The following is a 14,333-nucleotide window of genomic DNA, read 5'->3' as shown; positions in this document are numbered from 1 at the left end:
AGACTACATGTCTGTTCGGCGTGATGTTTTCGTGCGCCTTGCCTCGGCACTGTGGTGCATAGGCTGCGCGCGTTACTCGATCGTGACGCTCTGACGCAACTCGCCTGTCATCCGGTCAAAGATCAGAATCACATCTTCCTGTGTCACCACAGCATACCAGTCGGGGCCTTGGGTGAAGGTCACCGCTTTTTCGCCGTCGGGCAGGGTGATAGAGGCCGGTAAATCGGGGCTCTTGTTCGAGAAGCGGATGACAAGTAGCCCGATCACGACTAGAAGGCCGAAAATCATTGTGGCGGTCAGCACCGTCACCAGCCGCCGCAGGAATTTGATGTTCGGGGGCTCGGAAGGATCAGTCATGTCGCACCGTCAAATTACGTTTACCATCGCGGACAGCCCGCCATCTCGCCTTGATAAGGCGCTTGCGCGCGATGTGCCAGAGGATGCGAACCTGTCGCGCACACGGCTGGGGCGTTTGCTGGAACAAGGGGCCGTGCGGGTTGACGGAACAGTGGTAACCGACCCGCGCAGCCGTGCCGAAGCGGGGCAGCAGATCACCGTCGATGTGGAAGAGGCCGAAGACAGTCATATCCTCGCCGAGAAAATCCCGTTGGAGGTCGTCTTTGAAGACGCGGATCTGATCGTGATCAACAAGCCCGCAGGCATGGTGGTTCACCCCGCGCCGGGCAGCCCGTCGGGGACGTTGGTCAATGCGCTGCTGGCCCATTGCGGCGATGACCTGTCGGGGGTGGGCGGCATGAAACGCCCAGGGATCGTGCACCGGATCGACAAGGATACCTCGGGTCTGCTGGTTGTCGCCAAGTCTGACGCAGCCCACCACGGGCTTGCCAAACAGTTCGAGAAACACACCGTTGAACGCTATTATCAGGCCTTGGTCTACGGCGTTCCGGATGCCAACGATCCGCGCTTACGGGGGGTGAAGGGGGCCAGCTTCGAGCCGGGCAATATCCTCAAGCTCACCACGCAGCTGGCGCGTCACCGTACCGACCGCCAGCGTCAGGCCGTGTTCTTTCAGGGCGGCCGCCACGCCGTGACCCGTGCGCGCACCGTTGCGCGGCTTGGCAATCCAGAGGTTCTGGCGCTGATGGAATGCTGGCTTGAAACCGGCCGTACCCATCAGATCAGGGTGCATATGGCCCATGCCGGTCACGCATTGGTGGGCGACCCGACCTACGGTGGCAAACGTAAACTAGCAAAAGGCGCGGTCTCGGACGCCGCCGCCGAAGCGGTGCGCAGCTTTCCGCGCCAGGCCCTGCATGCGGCGGTACTGGGGTTCGATCATCCGGTCACGGGCGACTACGTTCGCTTCGAAGCGCCGCTGCCCGGTGACATGACCAACCTGCTCGAGGCCGTAGGCTACGACCTGGCCTAATGCACAGTTGTGTGATCGACCTGTAGTAAAACGGTTTTTTAAGGATTATTGGGCCCAATTCACCGTCCCATGCGTTAGGCTGGACACTTGAAACGGAGCGGGGCCCTCTCCATATCTATGTTAATCCAAATAACATGGGCCCCGGAAATTGGGGAAAGGGACAAAGATGGCTAATTACGCAAATCTGCCAGCGCCAACACCGGAAGGCGGATTGAACCGCTATATGCAGGAAATCCGCAAGTTTCCCCTGTTGGAGCCGGAAGAAGAATACATGCTCGCCAAACGGTGGGTCGAAGAGCAAGACACCGAAGCCGCGCATCGCATGGTTACCTCGCACCTGCGTTTGGCGGCCAAGATCGCCATGGGCTACCGCGGTTATGGTCTGCCGCAGGCAGAGGTGATTTCAGAAGCCAACGTCGGCCTGATGCAGGCGGTCAAACGCTTCGACCCCGAAAAAGGCTTCCGTCTGGCGACCTACGCCATGTGGTGGATCCGCGCCTCGATCCAGGAATACATCCTGCGGTCCTGGTCGCTGGTGAAACTGGGCACGACCTCGGGCCAGAAGAAATTGTTCTTCAATCTGCGCAAGGCCAAGAACCGAATCGGCGCGCTGGAAGAAGGCGATCTGCACCCCGATAACGTCAAACGTATCGCGACGGACCTTGGCGTGACCGAAACCGAAGTCATCTCTATGAACCGCCGTATGTCGGGCGGTGATGCGTCCTTGAACGCCACTGTCGGCTCCGAAGGCGAGGGGACGATGCAGTGGCAGGACTGGCTGGAAGACGAAGACGCCGACCAGGCCACCGACTACGAGGAACGGGACGAGTTGGAAACCCGCCGCGAGATGCTGGCCGAGGCGCTGGATGTGCTGAACGACCGCGAGAAAGACATCCTGACTCAACGTCGCCTGTCGGATCAAACGGTCACGCTCGAAGATCTGAGCAGCCAGTATGACGTCAGCCGCGAGCGTATCCGCCAGATCGAGGTGCGCGCCTTTGAAAAACTGCAAAAACGCATGCGTGATCTGGCCCGTGAAAAAGGTCTGATGGGCACCGCCTGATCGCCAGCCACGGTTTTGAATATTGATCCCCGCAAAGCGCGTGGCTTTGCGGGGATTTTTTATGCGCCCCTTGATGATCCGCCGCGGCTCCCCCTACAGTCGAGCGACACCAAACATCAGGGGATCACGATGAAAACGCTACGCTGGGGCATCCTCGGGGCTGCCCAATTCGCACAAGAACAGATGGCCCCGGCCATCCACGCGGCGAAAGGGGCCGAACTGGTTGCCCTCGCCACATCTCACCCTGACAAAGCCGCGCCCTTTCAGGCCTTTGCCCCGCAGCTTGCAACGCACAGCAGCTACGAGGCGCTGCTCGCCGATCCGGATATCGACGCGGTCTATATCCCGCTGCCCAACCATTTGCATGTGGAATGGACGCTCAAGGCGCTGAAGGCGGGCAAACATGTCTTATGTGAAAAGCCGATGGCGATGCAGGCGCAAGACTATGAGCGGTTGATCTCCGCACGCGATACCACGGGCCTGCTCGCGGCCGAAGCGTTCATGATCGTCCATCACCCCCAATGGATACGCGCCCGAGAGATCGTGCAATCGGGCAGCCTGGGGCGTCTGCGCCACGTGGCGGTCAACTTTTCGTTCTTTAACGACGATACCGGCAACATCCGCAACGACCCCAAGGCCGGCGGGGGCGTGCTGCCGGACATCGGTACCTATGCCTTCGGCTGCACCCGTTTCGTCACGGGGCAAGAGCCGACCGCGATCTCCCATGCCAAGATCGACTACGAAAACGATGTCGATGTCTTCGCGCAGGTCGCGGCCCGCTTCGACGGGTTTGACCTATCCGCAACCGTGTCCATGCGTATGTTCCCGTTTCAGCAGGTCGTTATTCACGGCGAAAAAGGTATCCTGCGTCTGACCTGCCCGTTCAACCCGACGGTCTATTCCCAAGCCGAGCTGTATCTTGAGACCACACAGAACAGCACCACCGTCGAACGCTTTCCCGGCGTGAACCACTATGTGCAGCAGGTCGAAAACTTTGGCGCGTCAGTGACCGAGGGCAAGGCCTATCCCTGTCCGCTTGAATTCAGCCGCGGCACGCAACGCATGACGGATATGGCCTTTGCCGCCGGGGGTTGAGCCTTGGCACTTGCGACCTACCTATAAGGGGTAACACTCAAGGGGGATGATCATGGCCGGAGGATGGGCGAAAGACGGCGCTGTCAGTGAACAGATCGAAGCGTCGATCAACGATGAACTGGCCCGCCTCAAGGCGCGCAAGGCCCCTCAGGGCGAAAGCCGCACCCATTGCGCCGAATGCGAAGAACCGATCCCCGAGGCGCGCCGGCAAGCCTTGCCGGGCGTAAAGCTCTGCATTGATTGCGTGCGCGAACGGGACGGTCTGGCGCAGGCCCGCGGTGGCATCAACCGGCGCGGCAGCAAAGATAGCCAGCTGAAATAGCCAAAAGCAAAACGGGGCGCTGCATCTGCACCGCCCCGACCAATTTCCAAATGGTGTTAAATCCTCGCCGAAGGCATTAAACTCTTACGCCTTCACGCCGGATCAATCCTCCATCGCTTCCAGCTCATCAATGAAGCCCGAAATCATCGACAGGCCCTTATCCCAGAACGCGGGGTCAGAGGCATCAAGGCCGAAGGGGGCCAGAAGCTCCTTGTGGTGCTTCGATCCGCCCGCTTTCAGCATATCGAAATACTTGTCCTCAAAACCCGGCTCGCCTTCCTCGTAGACCGCATACAGCGCGTTTACCAAGCCGTCGCCGAAGGCGTAGGCATAGACATAAAAGGGCGAATGGACGAAGTGGGGGATATAGGCCCAGAAGGTCTCGTAGCCGTCCATGAATTCAAACGCTGGCCCAAGGCTCTCGCCCTGCACCGACATCCACAGCGCGTTAATATCGTCTGGTGTCAGCTCTCCACCACGGCGGGCGTCGTGCAGTTTGCATTCGAAATCATAAAAGGCGATCTGGCGCACGACCGTGTTGATCATATCCTCGACCTTGCCGGCCAACAGCACTTTGCGCTCGGCATTAGTTTTGGCCCCGTCCAGCATCTTCCGGAAGGTCAGCATCTCGCCAAAGACAGAGGCGGTTTCGGCCAAGGTCAGCGGTGTGGAGGATAGCATCTCGCCCTGACCCGCGGCCAGCACCTGATGAACGCCGTGGCCCAGCTCATGTGCCAGTGTCATCACGTCGCGCGGTTTGCCCAAGTAGTTAAGCATCACATAAGGGTGCACGTCGGTCACGGTGGGGTGGGCAAAGGCACCGGGGGCTTTACCCGGTTTGACGCCTGCATCGATCCAACCTTCGGTAAAGAAGGGGGCCGCGATTTCGCCCATACGGGGATCGAAGGCGTTATAGGCGTCCATGACGGTCTTCTCGGCCTGTTCCCAGCTGACGGTTTTGGGATCTTCCATCGGTAGGGGGGCGTTGCGGTCCCAGACCTGCATGGTGTCGAGGCCCAGCCATTTGCGTTTCAGCTCGTAGTAGCGGTGGCTGAGCTTGGGGTAGGCGTTGACCACGGCATCGCGCAATGCTTCGACCACCTCGGGCTCAACGTGGTTTGACAGGTGGCGGCCGGTTTGCGGTGTGGGCATCCCGCGCCAGCGGTCGATGACCTCTTTTTCCTTGGCTTGCGTGTTATGCACGCGGGCAAAGGTCCGGATATTGGCCTGAAACACATCTGCCAATTCGCGCGCCGCGGCTTCGCGCAGATCACGCGACGGGTCGGTCAGCAGGTTCAGCACGCCTTCGATGTTCAGCGGCTCGTCGTTTACCTCGAATTCCAGGCCGGCGATGGTCTCGTCAAACAGACGTTCCCATGCGTCGCCGACGACGCCCAGATCATGCAGGAACTTTTCCATCTCGTCGGAAAGCTGGTAATCTTTCATCGCGCGGATACGGTCGAACACCGGCTTATACCGCGCCAGATCCGCTTTTTGGCTCAGCAGGTTGGCAAGGTGATCATCCTCCAGCCGGTTCAGCTCCAGCGTGAAGAACACCAGCGGCGTGGTAAAGTTGGTGATCTTCTCCTGCGCGTCCGACATGAATTTTGCACGGCCGGAATCGGTGGTCAGCTGGTAATAGCGCAGCCCCGCGTAAGACATGATGCGCCCGGCGATCTGGTTGATCTTCTCATTGCGCAGCACACAGTCCAGCAATTCGTTCGCATCCAGTTCGGCCAGTTTGCCTTCGTAATCTTCGGCAAAGCTGCGGCAGGCCTCTTCAAGCCAGTCCAGATCGCGCTTGAGCTCGGGGGCGTCTTCACCGGTGTACAGATCGTCAAGATTCCACTCAGGCAGCTTGCCGAAGGCAGAGGCCCCGGAACCGGCGTTGGCATCAAGGACGGGGACGGGCAGTTGAAACATGAAAAACCTCTTTTTGACGTTAAATCTACCTAAGCACGGGTCCGCGGCAAAGCAAGGCGATGGCAGCGCGGATTAGCCGTAAATCCGCAGCATTTCTTCAAGATCGGCCAATGTGTTGGCGTCTTGCAGGGGCTTGTCCTGCCGCCAGCGCAGCATCCGCGGAAAGCGCAAGGCGACGCCTGATTTATGCCGCGTGCTGCGCTGGATGCCTTCGAAGGCGATCTCGAACACATGATGCGGGGTGACCTTGCGCACGGGACCAAACCGTTCGAGCGTATTCTTACGCACCCAAGCCGTGATCTTGCGAAACTCGGCATCCGTCAGGCCGCTATAGGCTTTGGTAAAGGGCACCAGATCATTGCCGTTCCAGACCGCAAAGGTGAAGTCTGTGAACAGGTTGGCGCGTCGTCCTGATCCGGATTGGGCATAGATCATCACCGCATCGATGGTCAGCGGGTCCAGCTTCCATTTCCACCAATCGCCCTTCTTACGCCCCGCCAGATAGGGGCTGTCGGCACGTTTCAGCATGACCCCTTCGGCTTGCGCGTCGCGTGCCGTGGCGCGTTGGTCGGCCAGCGCATCCCATGTGGGGAAGGTCAGTTGCGGCGACAGGCGGATCGGCGCATCGTCGGGCAGGGCGGCGCAGGCCTGTTCCAGCAGCGCACGGCGCTCGGCGAAGGGGCGGGAGCGAATATCTTCGCCCTGCCATTCCAGCAGGTCGTAGGCGTGCAGCACCACCGGGGCTTCGGCCAGCAGTTTCTTCGGCACGGTCTTGCGGCCAATGCGGGCTTGCAGCGCATTGAAGGAGGATGGCGCAGGCTGTCCGTCAGGCCAGACCAGCAGCTCGCCGTCCAGAACTGTGCCGTCGGGCATGAAGTCCACTGCACGGGCGAGCTCGGGGAAGCGGTCGGTCATCAACTCTTCACCGCGCGACCAGACGAAATAGGCACCGTCCCGCAGGATCAACTGGCCGCGGATGCCGTCCCATTTCCATTCGGCACGCCAGTCTTGCGGATCCCCCAGCTCTTGCGGCCCGGCTTCCAGCCCATAGGCCAGATAGAAGGGATAGGGGCGCGATGCGTCGGCAGAGGCATCCTCTGCCTCTACCAGCCCATGCCATGTGGTATCGTCGGGGTGCCAGTTGCCCATGAGGCGATGCGCAAGCTCGGGTTCGGGTTTGCCCGTGGCACGAGACAGGGCGCGGGTCATCAGCTTTTGGCTGACGCCCACCCGAAACCCGCCGGTGATCAGCTTGTTGAAGATAAATCGTTCGGTCCCGCCAAGCGTCGCCCACGCGTCAAGGACAAAGGCTTTTCGGGCCTCTTCATCCTGCGTGTAAATCTCGCGCAGTGCCGCGATCCACGCGGCAAGCGGTTGATCATCCTGCGTCGGGTTGGGGGGCAGAACCAGCGTGATCGTCTCGGCCAGATCGCCAACGATGCTGTAGCTTTCCTCGAACAGCCACAGGGGGATGCCCGCGCGCTCGGCGGCCCATTCGCGCAGCTTGGTGGTGGTGACGGCGCGTTTGGGGCGGCGGCCGGAAAAGAGGGCGATGGTCCATAGCCGGTCGTCATCCGGTGCCGCGCTGAAATAATCGGCCAGTGCGGCGACTTTCACTGTCGTCTTGGTGCTTTGGTCGATGGCGTTGAACAGCGCGGCAAACCGTTTCATTCGCTTGCGTCCTTATCCAGGGACTCACCTTCGAACTGGGTCGGCACAACCTGCGCTTGCCAGCCGCTATCGGCCAGAAACCGGCTGAAGACATCGGTGTAACCATGTGTCACATATATGTTTTCGGCTTCGGTTGCTCTGATCGCGGACAGCAGCCCATCCCAGTCCGCATGGTCCGAGATGATAAAGCCGCGATCACCCGCACGGCGTCGACGTACACCTCGCACGGCCATCCATCCGCTGGCAAAGGCGGTTTCCTGCGGGCCGAACTTCTTGGACCACGCACTGCCCAAGGCTCCGGGTGGGGCCAGCACAATCGCGTCGGGGTGGTCCTTGGGGTTCAAATCCGCATCGGCGAGGATCGTGTCGGGCAGGGTGATCCCCTGATCGCGCATGACGCGGTTGGTGTTCTCGGTCGCGGTGTGGGTCAGGATCGGGCCGATGTCGGGGTCGAGCATCGATAGCAAACGTTGTGCCTTACCCAAGGCATAGGCCCCCAGAAACGCCGTTTTGCCCTGTGCCGCGCAGCCTGCCCACCATGCGTTGATCTCTGCCGCCACGGCGGCTTGCTCGGCCCAGCGAAACACCGGCAGGCCAAAGGTGCTTTCGGTGATGAAGTGATGACATCTCACCGGCTCGAACGGGTGGGACAGCCCGTCATCGACCACCTTGTAATCGCCCGAGGCAACCCAGACCTCGCCGTCGACCTCAACGCGTATCTGGGCAGAGCCGGGGACGTGGCCGGCGGGGTGAAACGATACCTGCGCCCCGCCGATCTGCCGCACCTCGCCATATGCGATGCCGTCAGCGGTGATATCGCCCAAACGGTGGCGCATGACGGGCAGGGCGATGTCGGTGGCAAGATAACGGTTCATGCCCCAGCGGGCGTGATCGGAATGCCCGTGGGTGATCAGGGCACGGTCCACAGGCCGCCACGGGTCGATATAGAAATCACCCGCGGGGCAATAAATGCCGTTTTCGTTGAACGTCAGAACAGGTTGCTTGGCCATGCGCATAAGCTAGCGGGGCGCGCGCGTTTGAACAGGGTGGGCAAGAAAATCCTCGCGGATGCCAGGTTTTACGCTTAAATAACAGCAGGTTGTACGCGGAAGTTCATCTCGCGATCCGCGCTACTTTTTGGCGTTTCCAAAGAACAGGGCCGCCATCTCATCCACAGCTTTGTCGCGGGTGGCGGGGATTTCCATCAGCACTTCGTGCTCTGCGCCGTCAATGATATGCAGCTTACCGCCTTTCCAAGTCTCCATACGGGCGTGGATGCGGCCCTTGTGCACGATACGTTCGTTGGACCCGAGGAATGTGGCGCAGGGCAGGCTGGGGGCGGCGCGCAGGGACAGATGCTTGGTTTCGGACAAAGCCTCGCGCAGCCAGATAAAGCTGGGCCCGCCCAAAGACAGTTCGGGATGGGCCGCCAGTTGCGTGCGCATCATCTCGTACATCTCGGGGTCGGTGGTGAGTATGTTGTTCTCGAACGGCGCGGTCGAGATATAGGATGCCGCCTGCGTGCCCATGGGCAGCTTGTAGCCCTGACCGATGCGCGGCATCAGGTTGGACAGCCCCGCGGCCACCAGACGCATATGCGGCGCGATATGGATCCCCCACATCGGCGCGGTAAAGGCGGCGGCCTGCACCGACAGACCCTCCATACAGGCGCGCAGGCCGATGGCCCCGCCCATGGAGTGCGCCAGCAGGAAATACGGGCGCGGCAGCTGCAAGGCGCGGGCTGTCCGCATCATGGCCGCCACGTCTTTTTGATAGTCAGAGAAGACATCGACATGGCCGATGTTACGGTCGGGGATCAACCGGTCCGACAGACCTTGCCCCCGCCAATCGATCGCCATGACCGCCAGCCCCTTTTTCGCAAAGGCGCTTGCGGTCATCGCATATTTTTCCACGTATTCGGTGCGGCCGGGGAAAAGCAGCACGGTGCCCTTTGCCCCGTCCAGCGGCCAATGCGCGACGCGCAGCTTTTTACCATCCGATGTCTCGGCCCAATGCGCCTGACCCGTTTCGGGCAGTGGCGCAATGTCGGTGAAAAAGGGCGCGGTTTCCAGCATATTAGGAGAGGACGGACGCCAGCTTCATCGCCATGCCCATGTCGCCGTCAATCTTGAGCTTGCCGCTCATGAAGGCACCGGTCGGGTTGGTGTCGCCGGACAGGATCGCCTGGAAAGTTTCTGCGTCAGCAGAAAGGGTTACATCCGCTTCTTCATCCGCGGCGCGTGCGCCGGTCGAATCCATCATGACAGTGCCTTCGTCTTCGATGTCGAACTTGGCTGTGCCGTCAAAGTCGGCCCCCGCCAGTTTTTCGTTCAGCACTGTTACAGCTTGGTTCACAATATCGCTCATCATAGGCCCTTTTCTTGGCAAATGGTGCCGACACGTCTGGAATTGTGGCGGCAGCCTGTTACATTCACTCTTGTTATGGGCAACCGCATCGTCAACCTCAAACATACCGTCGCGGCACTTGGTCTCTGGGTGTTGCTTGGGGGTATAAGTTTCGCGCAAATGTCGCCCCCCGCGGCGGCGGAATTGCTGCAGGATTTACGCGATGCCCCCGCGGCTGAGGCGGCGCGAATCGAACGTGATGTGCAGCGCGCTTGGGCGCGGTCCGGCTCGGCCGCGATGGATTTGCTGTATTCCCGTGGTCGCGATGCCATGTCAGAGGGGGACACCACCTTGGCGATCGCCCATCTGACAGCTCTGACGGATCACGCCCCTGATTTCGCCGAAGGCTATCATGCCCGTGCACAGGCCTATTTCGCCGCAGGTCTCTATGGCCCTGCAATCGATGATCTGGAAACGACGCTTGCCTTGAACCCGCAGCAGTATAACGCCATCTTCGGTCTGGGGGCGATCCTGCAGGAGTTTGGCAATCTGCGGGCGGCTGCCGATCTCTATCGCCGAGTGTTAAGCATTAACCCTCACCATGATAACGCGCAAAGGGCGCTCGACGGGCTGCGGCGCGACGGCATCGGGCGCACGCTTTAACGATCTAAGGAATTTCTGGTGGCAGGTGACAGCAGGGTCGTGGCCGTTTTGGGCCCGACCAATACAGGCAAGACGACCTATGCAATCGAACGGATGTTGGCGCATCGCACGGGGGTGATCGGGCTGCCGCTGCGTTTGCTCGCGCGCGAGGTCTATGACCGCATCGTTGCCCTGCGTGGCCCGTCCATCGTGGCACTGGTCACAGGCGAAGAACGGATCGTGCCGCCGCGCACCCAATATTGGGTCTGCACCGTCGAGGCGATGCCCGAAGGCATGGGCGCTGATCTGGTTGCGGTCGATGAAATCCAGCTTTGTGCGGATCCAGAGAGGGGGCATGTCTTTACCGACCGTCTTTTGCGTGCGCGCGGTCAACACGAGACGCTTTTCATGGGGTCCGACACCATGCGCGGCTCAATCGCGGCGCTGGTGCCAGAGGCGCAGTTCATCCGGCGCGAGAGAATGTCCGAATTGATCTATTCTGGTCAGAAAAAGATAAGCCGTATGCGTCCGCGCAGTGCGATCGTCGGGTTTTCGGTTGAGAATGTATATGCGATTGCAGAGCTGATCCGGCGTCAAAAGGGCGGTGCGGCGGTGGTTATGGGCGCGCTCAGCCCGCGCACACGCAACGCGCAGGTCGCCATGTATCAAAATGGCGAGGTCGACTATCTGGTGGCCACGGATGCCATCGGGATGGGGCTGAACCTTGATGTGGACCACGTCGCTTTCTCGGCACTCAGCAAGTTTGACGGACGGCGGATGCGACCCTTGGCCCCGAACGAACTGGCGCAGATTGCCGGACGGGCAGGGCGCGGGTTCAAGAGCGGTACATTCGGTGTCACGGGCGATGCGTCCCCGCTTGATGATGGTGTCGCGCGGGCCATTATGGATCATCAGTTCACACCGCAGAACAAGCTCAACTGGCGCAACCCCGCGCTGCAGTTCGGGTCCATTGACCGGCTGATCCAGACGCTTGAAATGCCGCCGGACAATGAACGCTTGTTCAAAGCGCGCGAGGCCGATGATCTGCGCGCGCTCAAGAATCTCGCCGTGGATGCAGAGATCGCGGCGCGCTGTACCGATGGGCCGTCAGTACGTCTGTTGTGGGATGTCTGCCGGATTCCCGACTTTCGTGGTATAAGCCATGCAGAGCACGCCAGCCTGCTGGAGCAGATTTTCAACTTTTTGCATCAACGCGGTTCCATCCCCGACGACTGGCTGGCGCGGCAAATTAAACGCATAGATCGAACCGATGGCGACATTGATGCGTTATCCAAAAGATTGGCGTTTATTCGCACCTGGACCTACGTGACACAGCGCAAAGGCTGGACAGGTGACGAAAGCCATTGGCGACACGAGGCGCGTGTCGTAGAAGACAGACTGTCGGATGCGCTGCACGAGCGTCTGACCCAAAGATTTGTAGATCGGCGCACATCCGTGCTTTTGCGCCGGCTAGGACAGAAGGAAGCCATGGTGGCCGAAGTAAACGAGACCGGTGAAGTAACCGTTGAAGGCGAATTTGTTGGCAAGCTGGACGGGTTCCGCTTTCGCCAAGACAAAGGCGCAGGCGTTGCCGAAGATAAAACGATCAAAGCTGCATCGTTGCAGGCGCTGGCTCCTCAGTTCCATTTGCGGGCGGATCGTTTCTACAACGCACCTGATACAGAGATTGATTTCACAGAGCAGGGCGGCCTCATGTGGGGCAGCTCTGCCGTGGGCAAACTGGTTGCGGGCTCCGATCCGCTGAAGCCCGGTGTCGAGGTCTTCGTCGATGACGTTGCGGGCCCCGAGGTCGCGCAAAAAGTGCAGCGCCGCTTGCAGCATTTCATCGACCGCAAGGTCGCAGCCCTGTTCGAGCCATTGATCGCCCTGTCAAAGGATGAGGCGCTGACTGGTCTGGCCCGTGGCTTTGCCTTCCGCATGGTTGAAAACCTTGGTATTCTGCCACGCGCTGATGTGGCGGACGAGGTGAAAGCCCTGGATCAGGACGCCCGTGGCGCGCTGCGCAAGCATGGTTTGCGCTTTGGTCAGTTCACCATCTTTATGCCTTTGTTGCTGAAGCCTGCGCCGACCCGTTTGCGTCTGGTGCTGTGGTCGATTTCCAAGGGGCTGAACGAATTCCCTGAATCGCCGCCCCCGGGGCTAGTCACCATCCCCGTAGATACAAGCGCGCCTGAAGGCGCTGCGACGATGGCTGGGTACCGCAACGCGGGTGAACGCGCGATCCGTATCGATATGCTGGAACGTCTGGCCGATATGCTGCGCTCCGAAGATTCGCGCGGCGGGTTCGAGGCGAAGGCCGATATGCTGTCGATCACGGGCATGACGCTTGAACAATTCGCCACGCTGATGGAAGGTCTGGGCTATAAGTCCGAAAAGGCTGAGCGCACGAAGGTGAAAGCCGTTGATACTGTCGTGCCTCATGACGGTGCACCGATGGCTGCCGACAAAGGCGCAGATGCCGAGACGCCCGTGATGGATGTCGCGGACGAGCAACCTGCCGGTGGTATCGTCGAAGATCCGGCGGCTGCTCAGGCGGATGACATCGTGCCCGCAACTGCCGATATGCCCGATGACGGGATCGCCCCGATGGTCGAGGAACTGGCTGAGACACCAGAGGTGGACGACCACATCCCCGACACCCCTGCCGAGGAAAACCCCCAAGGCACAGCGCCTGACGCCGATATCGCAGGTGCCGAGCTTGAGACATATTATGTCTTCACCTGGGGGCGAACGCCCCGTGGCAATGCCCAAGGCCAGCGTCGCGGCGGTGGGGATCGCCCACAAGGGAAGGGGAAACCCGGACCGCGTGGCAAAAAGGGTGCACCACGCGGGGACAAGGGCGGCAAAGCCCAGAAGTTCAGCAGCAAGCCCGCCCGTGCGGAAAAGCCGATCGACCCCGACAACCCATTCGCCGCTGCGCTGATGGGGCTGAAAGACAACAAGTAATTGTCCGAAGCGCCGACAAAGCTGCGGCTTGATAAATGGCTGTGGCATGCGCGGTTTTATAAAACGCGTTCTCTGGCGGCTGCCCGCGTGCAAGCGGGAGCCGTCAGGGTCAACGGCAGCGTCGCGCAAAAGCGTGCGACGCTGGTTGTGGTTGGCGACGTGCTGACCTTTGCTATGGGCGACGATGTGCGGGTGATCCAGATAGATGGCATCGGCACCCGCCGTGGTCCGGCCCCCGAGGCGCAAACGCTTTACACCGATCTGTCCCCGCCGGTCCCCCGATCCGAGAAAAAACAACCTGAAAATCCGGCATTTGAGGGAAAAGGGCGCCCCAGTAAGCGTGATCGCCGCGTGCTTGATCTTTCTCGGGCGCGCCACCTTGAATGATACGCTGTGCTGACGTATCTCCTGCGTTAAACCTGCCATAAAAGATGATGTTATGACCTATATCGTTAACGATGCCTGTATCGCCTGCAAATACACTGACTGCGTTGAAGTATGTCCAGTGGATTGCTTCTATGAGGGCGAAAACATGTTGGTCATTCATCCCGATGAATGCATTGACTGCGGCGTTTGCGAACCTGAATGCCCCGCCGACGCGATCCGCCCCGATACAGAGCCGGACATGGAGAAGTGGGTTGAATTCAACCGCAAGTACTCCGAACTGTGGCCCGTGATCATCACCAAGAAAGACCCGCTGCCCGAGGCAGAGGAACGCGATGGTGAAGAGGGCAAGCTTGAGAAGTATTTCTCTGAAGCACCCGGCGAAGGCGGCTAAGCGATTCGCACTTGGGTGCATGGGGTGATCGCTGCGTGTGACGCCACCTGATCCCCTTTATTTATTCGATTAACACGTATTTGATCGAATCTATGCGCCCCCCCGCTTTCGGGGGGGCTAATTTTGTGATATACGT

14 protein-coding genes are annotated in these 14,333 nt (G+C 60.2%); 8 read left to right on the top strand and 6 right to left on the bottom strand.

The window, feature by feature from the left end; all coding sequences use genetic code 11:
* Positions 1 to 72 precede the first annotated feature (72 nt).
* Positions 73 to 357, bottom strand: a complete 285-nt coding sequence (locus ACTRWK_RS01475) for a DUF6476 family protein (protein WP_132997378.1) — start codon at positions 355 to 357, stop codon at positions 73 to 75.
* Here ACTRWK_RS01475 and ACTRWK_RS01470 point away from each other — a divergent pair.
* From ACTRWK_RS01470 to ACTRWK_RS01455, 4 genes are all read left to right on the top strand, one after another.
* Positions 356 to 1,390 carry an RluA family pseudouridine synthase gene (locus ACTRWK_RS01470; protein ID WP_289081239.1) on the top strand — a complete coding sequence of 345 codons (1,035 nt, stop codon included), beginning with the start codon at positions 356 to 358 and terminating at the stop codon, positions 1,388 to 1,390. The genes ACTRWK_RS01475 and ACTRWK_RS01470 overlap by 2 nt on opposite strands.
* Positions 1,391 to 1,556: 166 nt before the next feature.
* A complete protein-coding gene (gene rpoH, locus ACTRWK_RS01465) occupies positions 1,557 to 2,453 on the top strand; it encodes an RNA polymerase sigma factor RpoH (RefSeq protein WP_005849199.1) in 897 nt (298 codons plus the stop codon).
* Between the two features lie 129 nt (positions 2,454 to 2,582).
* Positions 2,583 to 3,548, top strand: coding sequence for a Gfo/Idh/MocA family protein (locus ACTRWK_RS01460; protein ID WP_289081240.1), 966 nt, complete (start codon positions 2,583 to 2,585; stop codon positions 3,546 to 3,548).
* Positions 3,549 to 3,600: 52 nt separating this feature from the next.
* Positions 3,601 to 3,870, top strand: a complete 270-nt coding sequence (locus tag ACTRWK_RS01455) for a DksA/TraR family C4-type zinc finger protein (RefSeq protein WP_005849195.1) — start codon at positions 3,601 to 3,603, stop codon at positions 3,868 to 3,870.
* Between the two features lie 102 nt (positions 3,871 to 3,972).
* Here ACTRWK_RS01455 and ACTRWK_RS01450 read toward each other — a convergent pair whose 3' ends face one another.
* From ACTRWK_RS01450 to ACTRWK_RS01430, 5 genes are all read right to left on the bottom strand, one after another.
* Positions 3,973 to 5,793 carry a M3 family oligoendopeptidase gene (locus ACTRWK_RS01450; protein WP_005849193.1) on the bottom strand — a complete coding sequence of 607 codons (1,821 nt, stop codon included), beginning with the start codon at positions 5,791 to 5,793 and terminating at the stop codon, positions 3,973 to 3,975.
* Between the two features lie 72 nt (positions 5,794 to 5,865).
* On the bottom strand, positions 5,866 to 7,464 hold the full coding sequence (locus tag ACTRWK_RS01445) for an ATP-dependent DNA ligase (RefSeq protein ID WP_462843762.1): 1,599 nt from the start codon (positions 7,462 to 7,464) through the stop codon (positions 5,866 to 5,868).
* Positions 7,461 to 8,480, bottom strand: coding sequence for a ligase-associated DNA damage response exonuclease (locus tag ACTRWK_RS01440; RefSeq protein ID WP_037944604.1), 1,020 nt, complete (start codon positions 8,478 to 8,480; stop codon positions 7,461 to 7,463). Before ACTRWK_RS01440 ends, ACTRWK_RS01445 begins: the two co-directional genes overlap by 4 nt.
* Before the next feature lie 114 nt (positions 8,481 to 8,594).
* Complete coding sequence (locus ACTRWK_RS01435; RefSeq protein WP_289081242.1) at positions 8,595 to 9,539, bottom strand: alpha/beta fold hydrolase; 945 nt, start codon at positions 9,537 to 9,539, stop codon at positions 8,595 to 8,597.
* A gap of 1 nt (position 9,540) precedes the next feature.
* Positions 9,541 to 9,831 (bottom strand): SCP2 sterol-binding domain-containing protein, encoded by a 291-nt coding sequence (locus tag ACTRWK_RS01430; RefSeq protein ID WP_037944601.1) that lies wholly within the window; start codon positions 9,829 to 9,831, stop codon positions 9,541 to 9,543.
* Positions 9,832 to 9,906: 75 nt separating this feature from the next.
* On the opposite strand from ACTRWK_RS01430, the gene ACTRWK_RS01425 reads away from it, so the two are divergent.
* The 4 genes from ACTRWK_RS01425 to fdxA are packed head-to-tail and all read left to right on the top strand — an operon-like array spanning position 9,907 to position 14,197.
* Positions 9,907 to 10,473, top strand: a complete 567-nt coding sequence (locus ACTRWK_RS01425) for a tetratricopeptide repeat protein (RefSeq protein ID WP_037945069.1) — start codon at positions 9,907 to 9,909, stop codon at positions 10,471 to 10,473.
* Between the two features lie 18 nt (positions 10,474 to 10,491).
* On the top strand, positions 10,492 to 13,419 hold the full coding sequence (locus ACTRWK_RS01420; RefSeq protein ID WP_289081243.1) for a helicase-related protein: 2,928 nt from the start codon (positions 10,492 to 10,494) through the stop codon (positions 13,417 to 13,419).
* The gene (locus tag ACTRWK_RS01415) at positions 13,420 to 13,806 is read left to right on the top strand and encodes an RNA-binding S4 domain-containing protein (RefSeq protein ID WP_168593057.1); all 387 of its coding nucleotides are present in this window, start codon (positions 13,420 to 13,422) and stop codon (positions 13,804 to 13,806) included.
* Between the two features lie 52 nt (positions 13,807 to 13,858).
* Positions 13,859 to 14,197 carry a ferredoxin FdxA gene (gene fdxA, locus ACTRWK_RS01410; RefSeq protein WP_005849180.1) on the top strand — a complete coding sequence of 113 codons (339 nt, stop codon included), beginning with the start codon at positions 13,859 to 13,861 and terminating at the stop codon, positions 14,195 to 14,197.
* The last annotated feature ends 136 nt before the right edge of the window (positions 14,198 to 14,333 follow it).

The organism is Sulfitobacter sp. G5_S2_6_S6, assembly GCF_054968505.1.
The sequence above is the reverse complement of the archived record's forward strand: the minus strand, read 5'-3'. Positions and strand labels throughout refer to the sequence as shown.

Bases quoted from the DNA above. Each gene is read 5' to 3' on its own strand.
- ACTRWK_RS01470 (WP_289081239.1), top strand. From the start codon at position 356: ATGTCGCACCGTCAAATTACGTTTACCATCGCGGACAGCCCGCCATCT.
- ACTRWK_RS01475 (WP_132997378.1), bottom strand. From the start codon at position 357: ATGACTGATCCTTCCGAGCCCCCGAACATCAAATTCCTGCGGCGGCTG.
- rpoH (WP_005849199.1), top strand. From the start codon at position 1,557: ATGGCTAATTACGCAAATCTGCCAGCGCCAACACCGGAAGGCGGATTG.
- ACTRWK_RS01460 (WP_289081240.1), top strand. From the start codon at position 2,583: ATGAAAACGCTACGCTGGGGCATCCTCGGGGCTGCCCAATTCGCACAA.
- ACTRWK_RS01455 (WP_005849195.1), top strand. From the start codon at position 3,601: ATGGCCGGAGGATGGGCGAAAGACGGCGCTGTCAGTGAACAGATCGAA.
- ACTRWK_RS01450 (WP_005849193.1), bottom strand. From the start codon at position 5,793: ATGTTTCAACTGCCCGTCCCCGTCCTTGATGCCAACGCCGGTTCCGGG.
- ACTRWK_RS01445 (WP_462843762.1), bottom strand. From the start codon at position 7,464: ATGAAACGGTTTGCCGCGCTGTTCAACGCCATCGACCAAAGCACCAAG.
- ACTRWK_RS01440 (WP_037944604.1), bottom strand. From the start codon at position 8,480: ATGCGCATGGCCAAGCAACCTGTTCTGACGTTCAACGAAAACGGCATT.
- ACTRWK_RS01435 (WP_289081242.1), bottom strand. From the start codon at position 9,539: ATGCTGGAAACCGCGCCCTTTTTCACCGACATTGCGCCACTGCCCGAA.
- ACTRWK_RS01430 (WP_037944601.1), bottom strand. From the start codon at position 9,831: ATGAGCGATATTGTGAACCAAGCTGTAACAGTGCTGAACGAAAAACTG.
- ACTRWK_RS01425 (WP_037945069.1), top strand. From the start codon at position 9,907: ATGGGCAACCGCATCGTCAACCTCAAACATACCGTCGCGGCACTTGGT.
- fdxA (WP_005849180.1), top strand. From the start codon at position 13,859: ATGACCTATATCGTTAACGATGCCTGTATCGCCTGCAAATACACTGAC.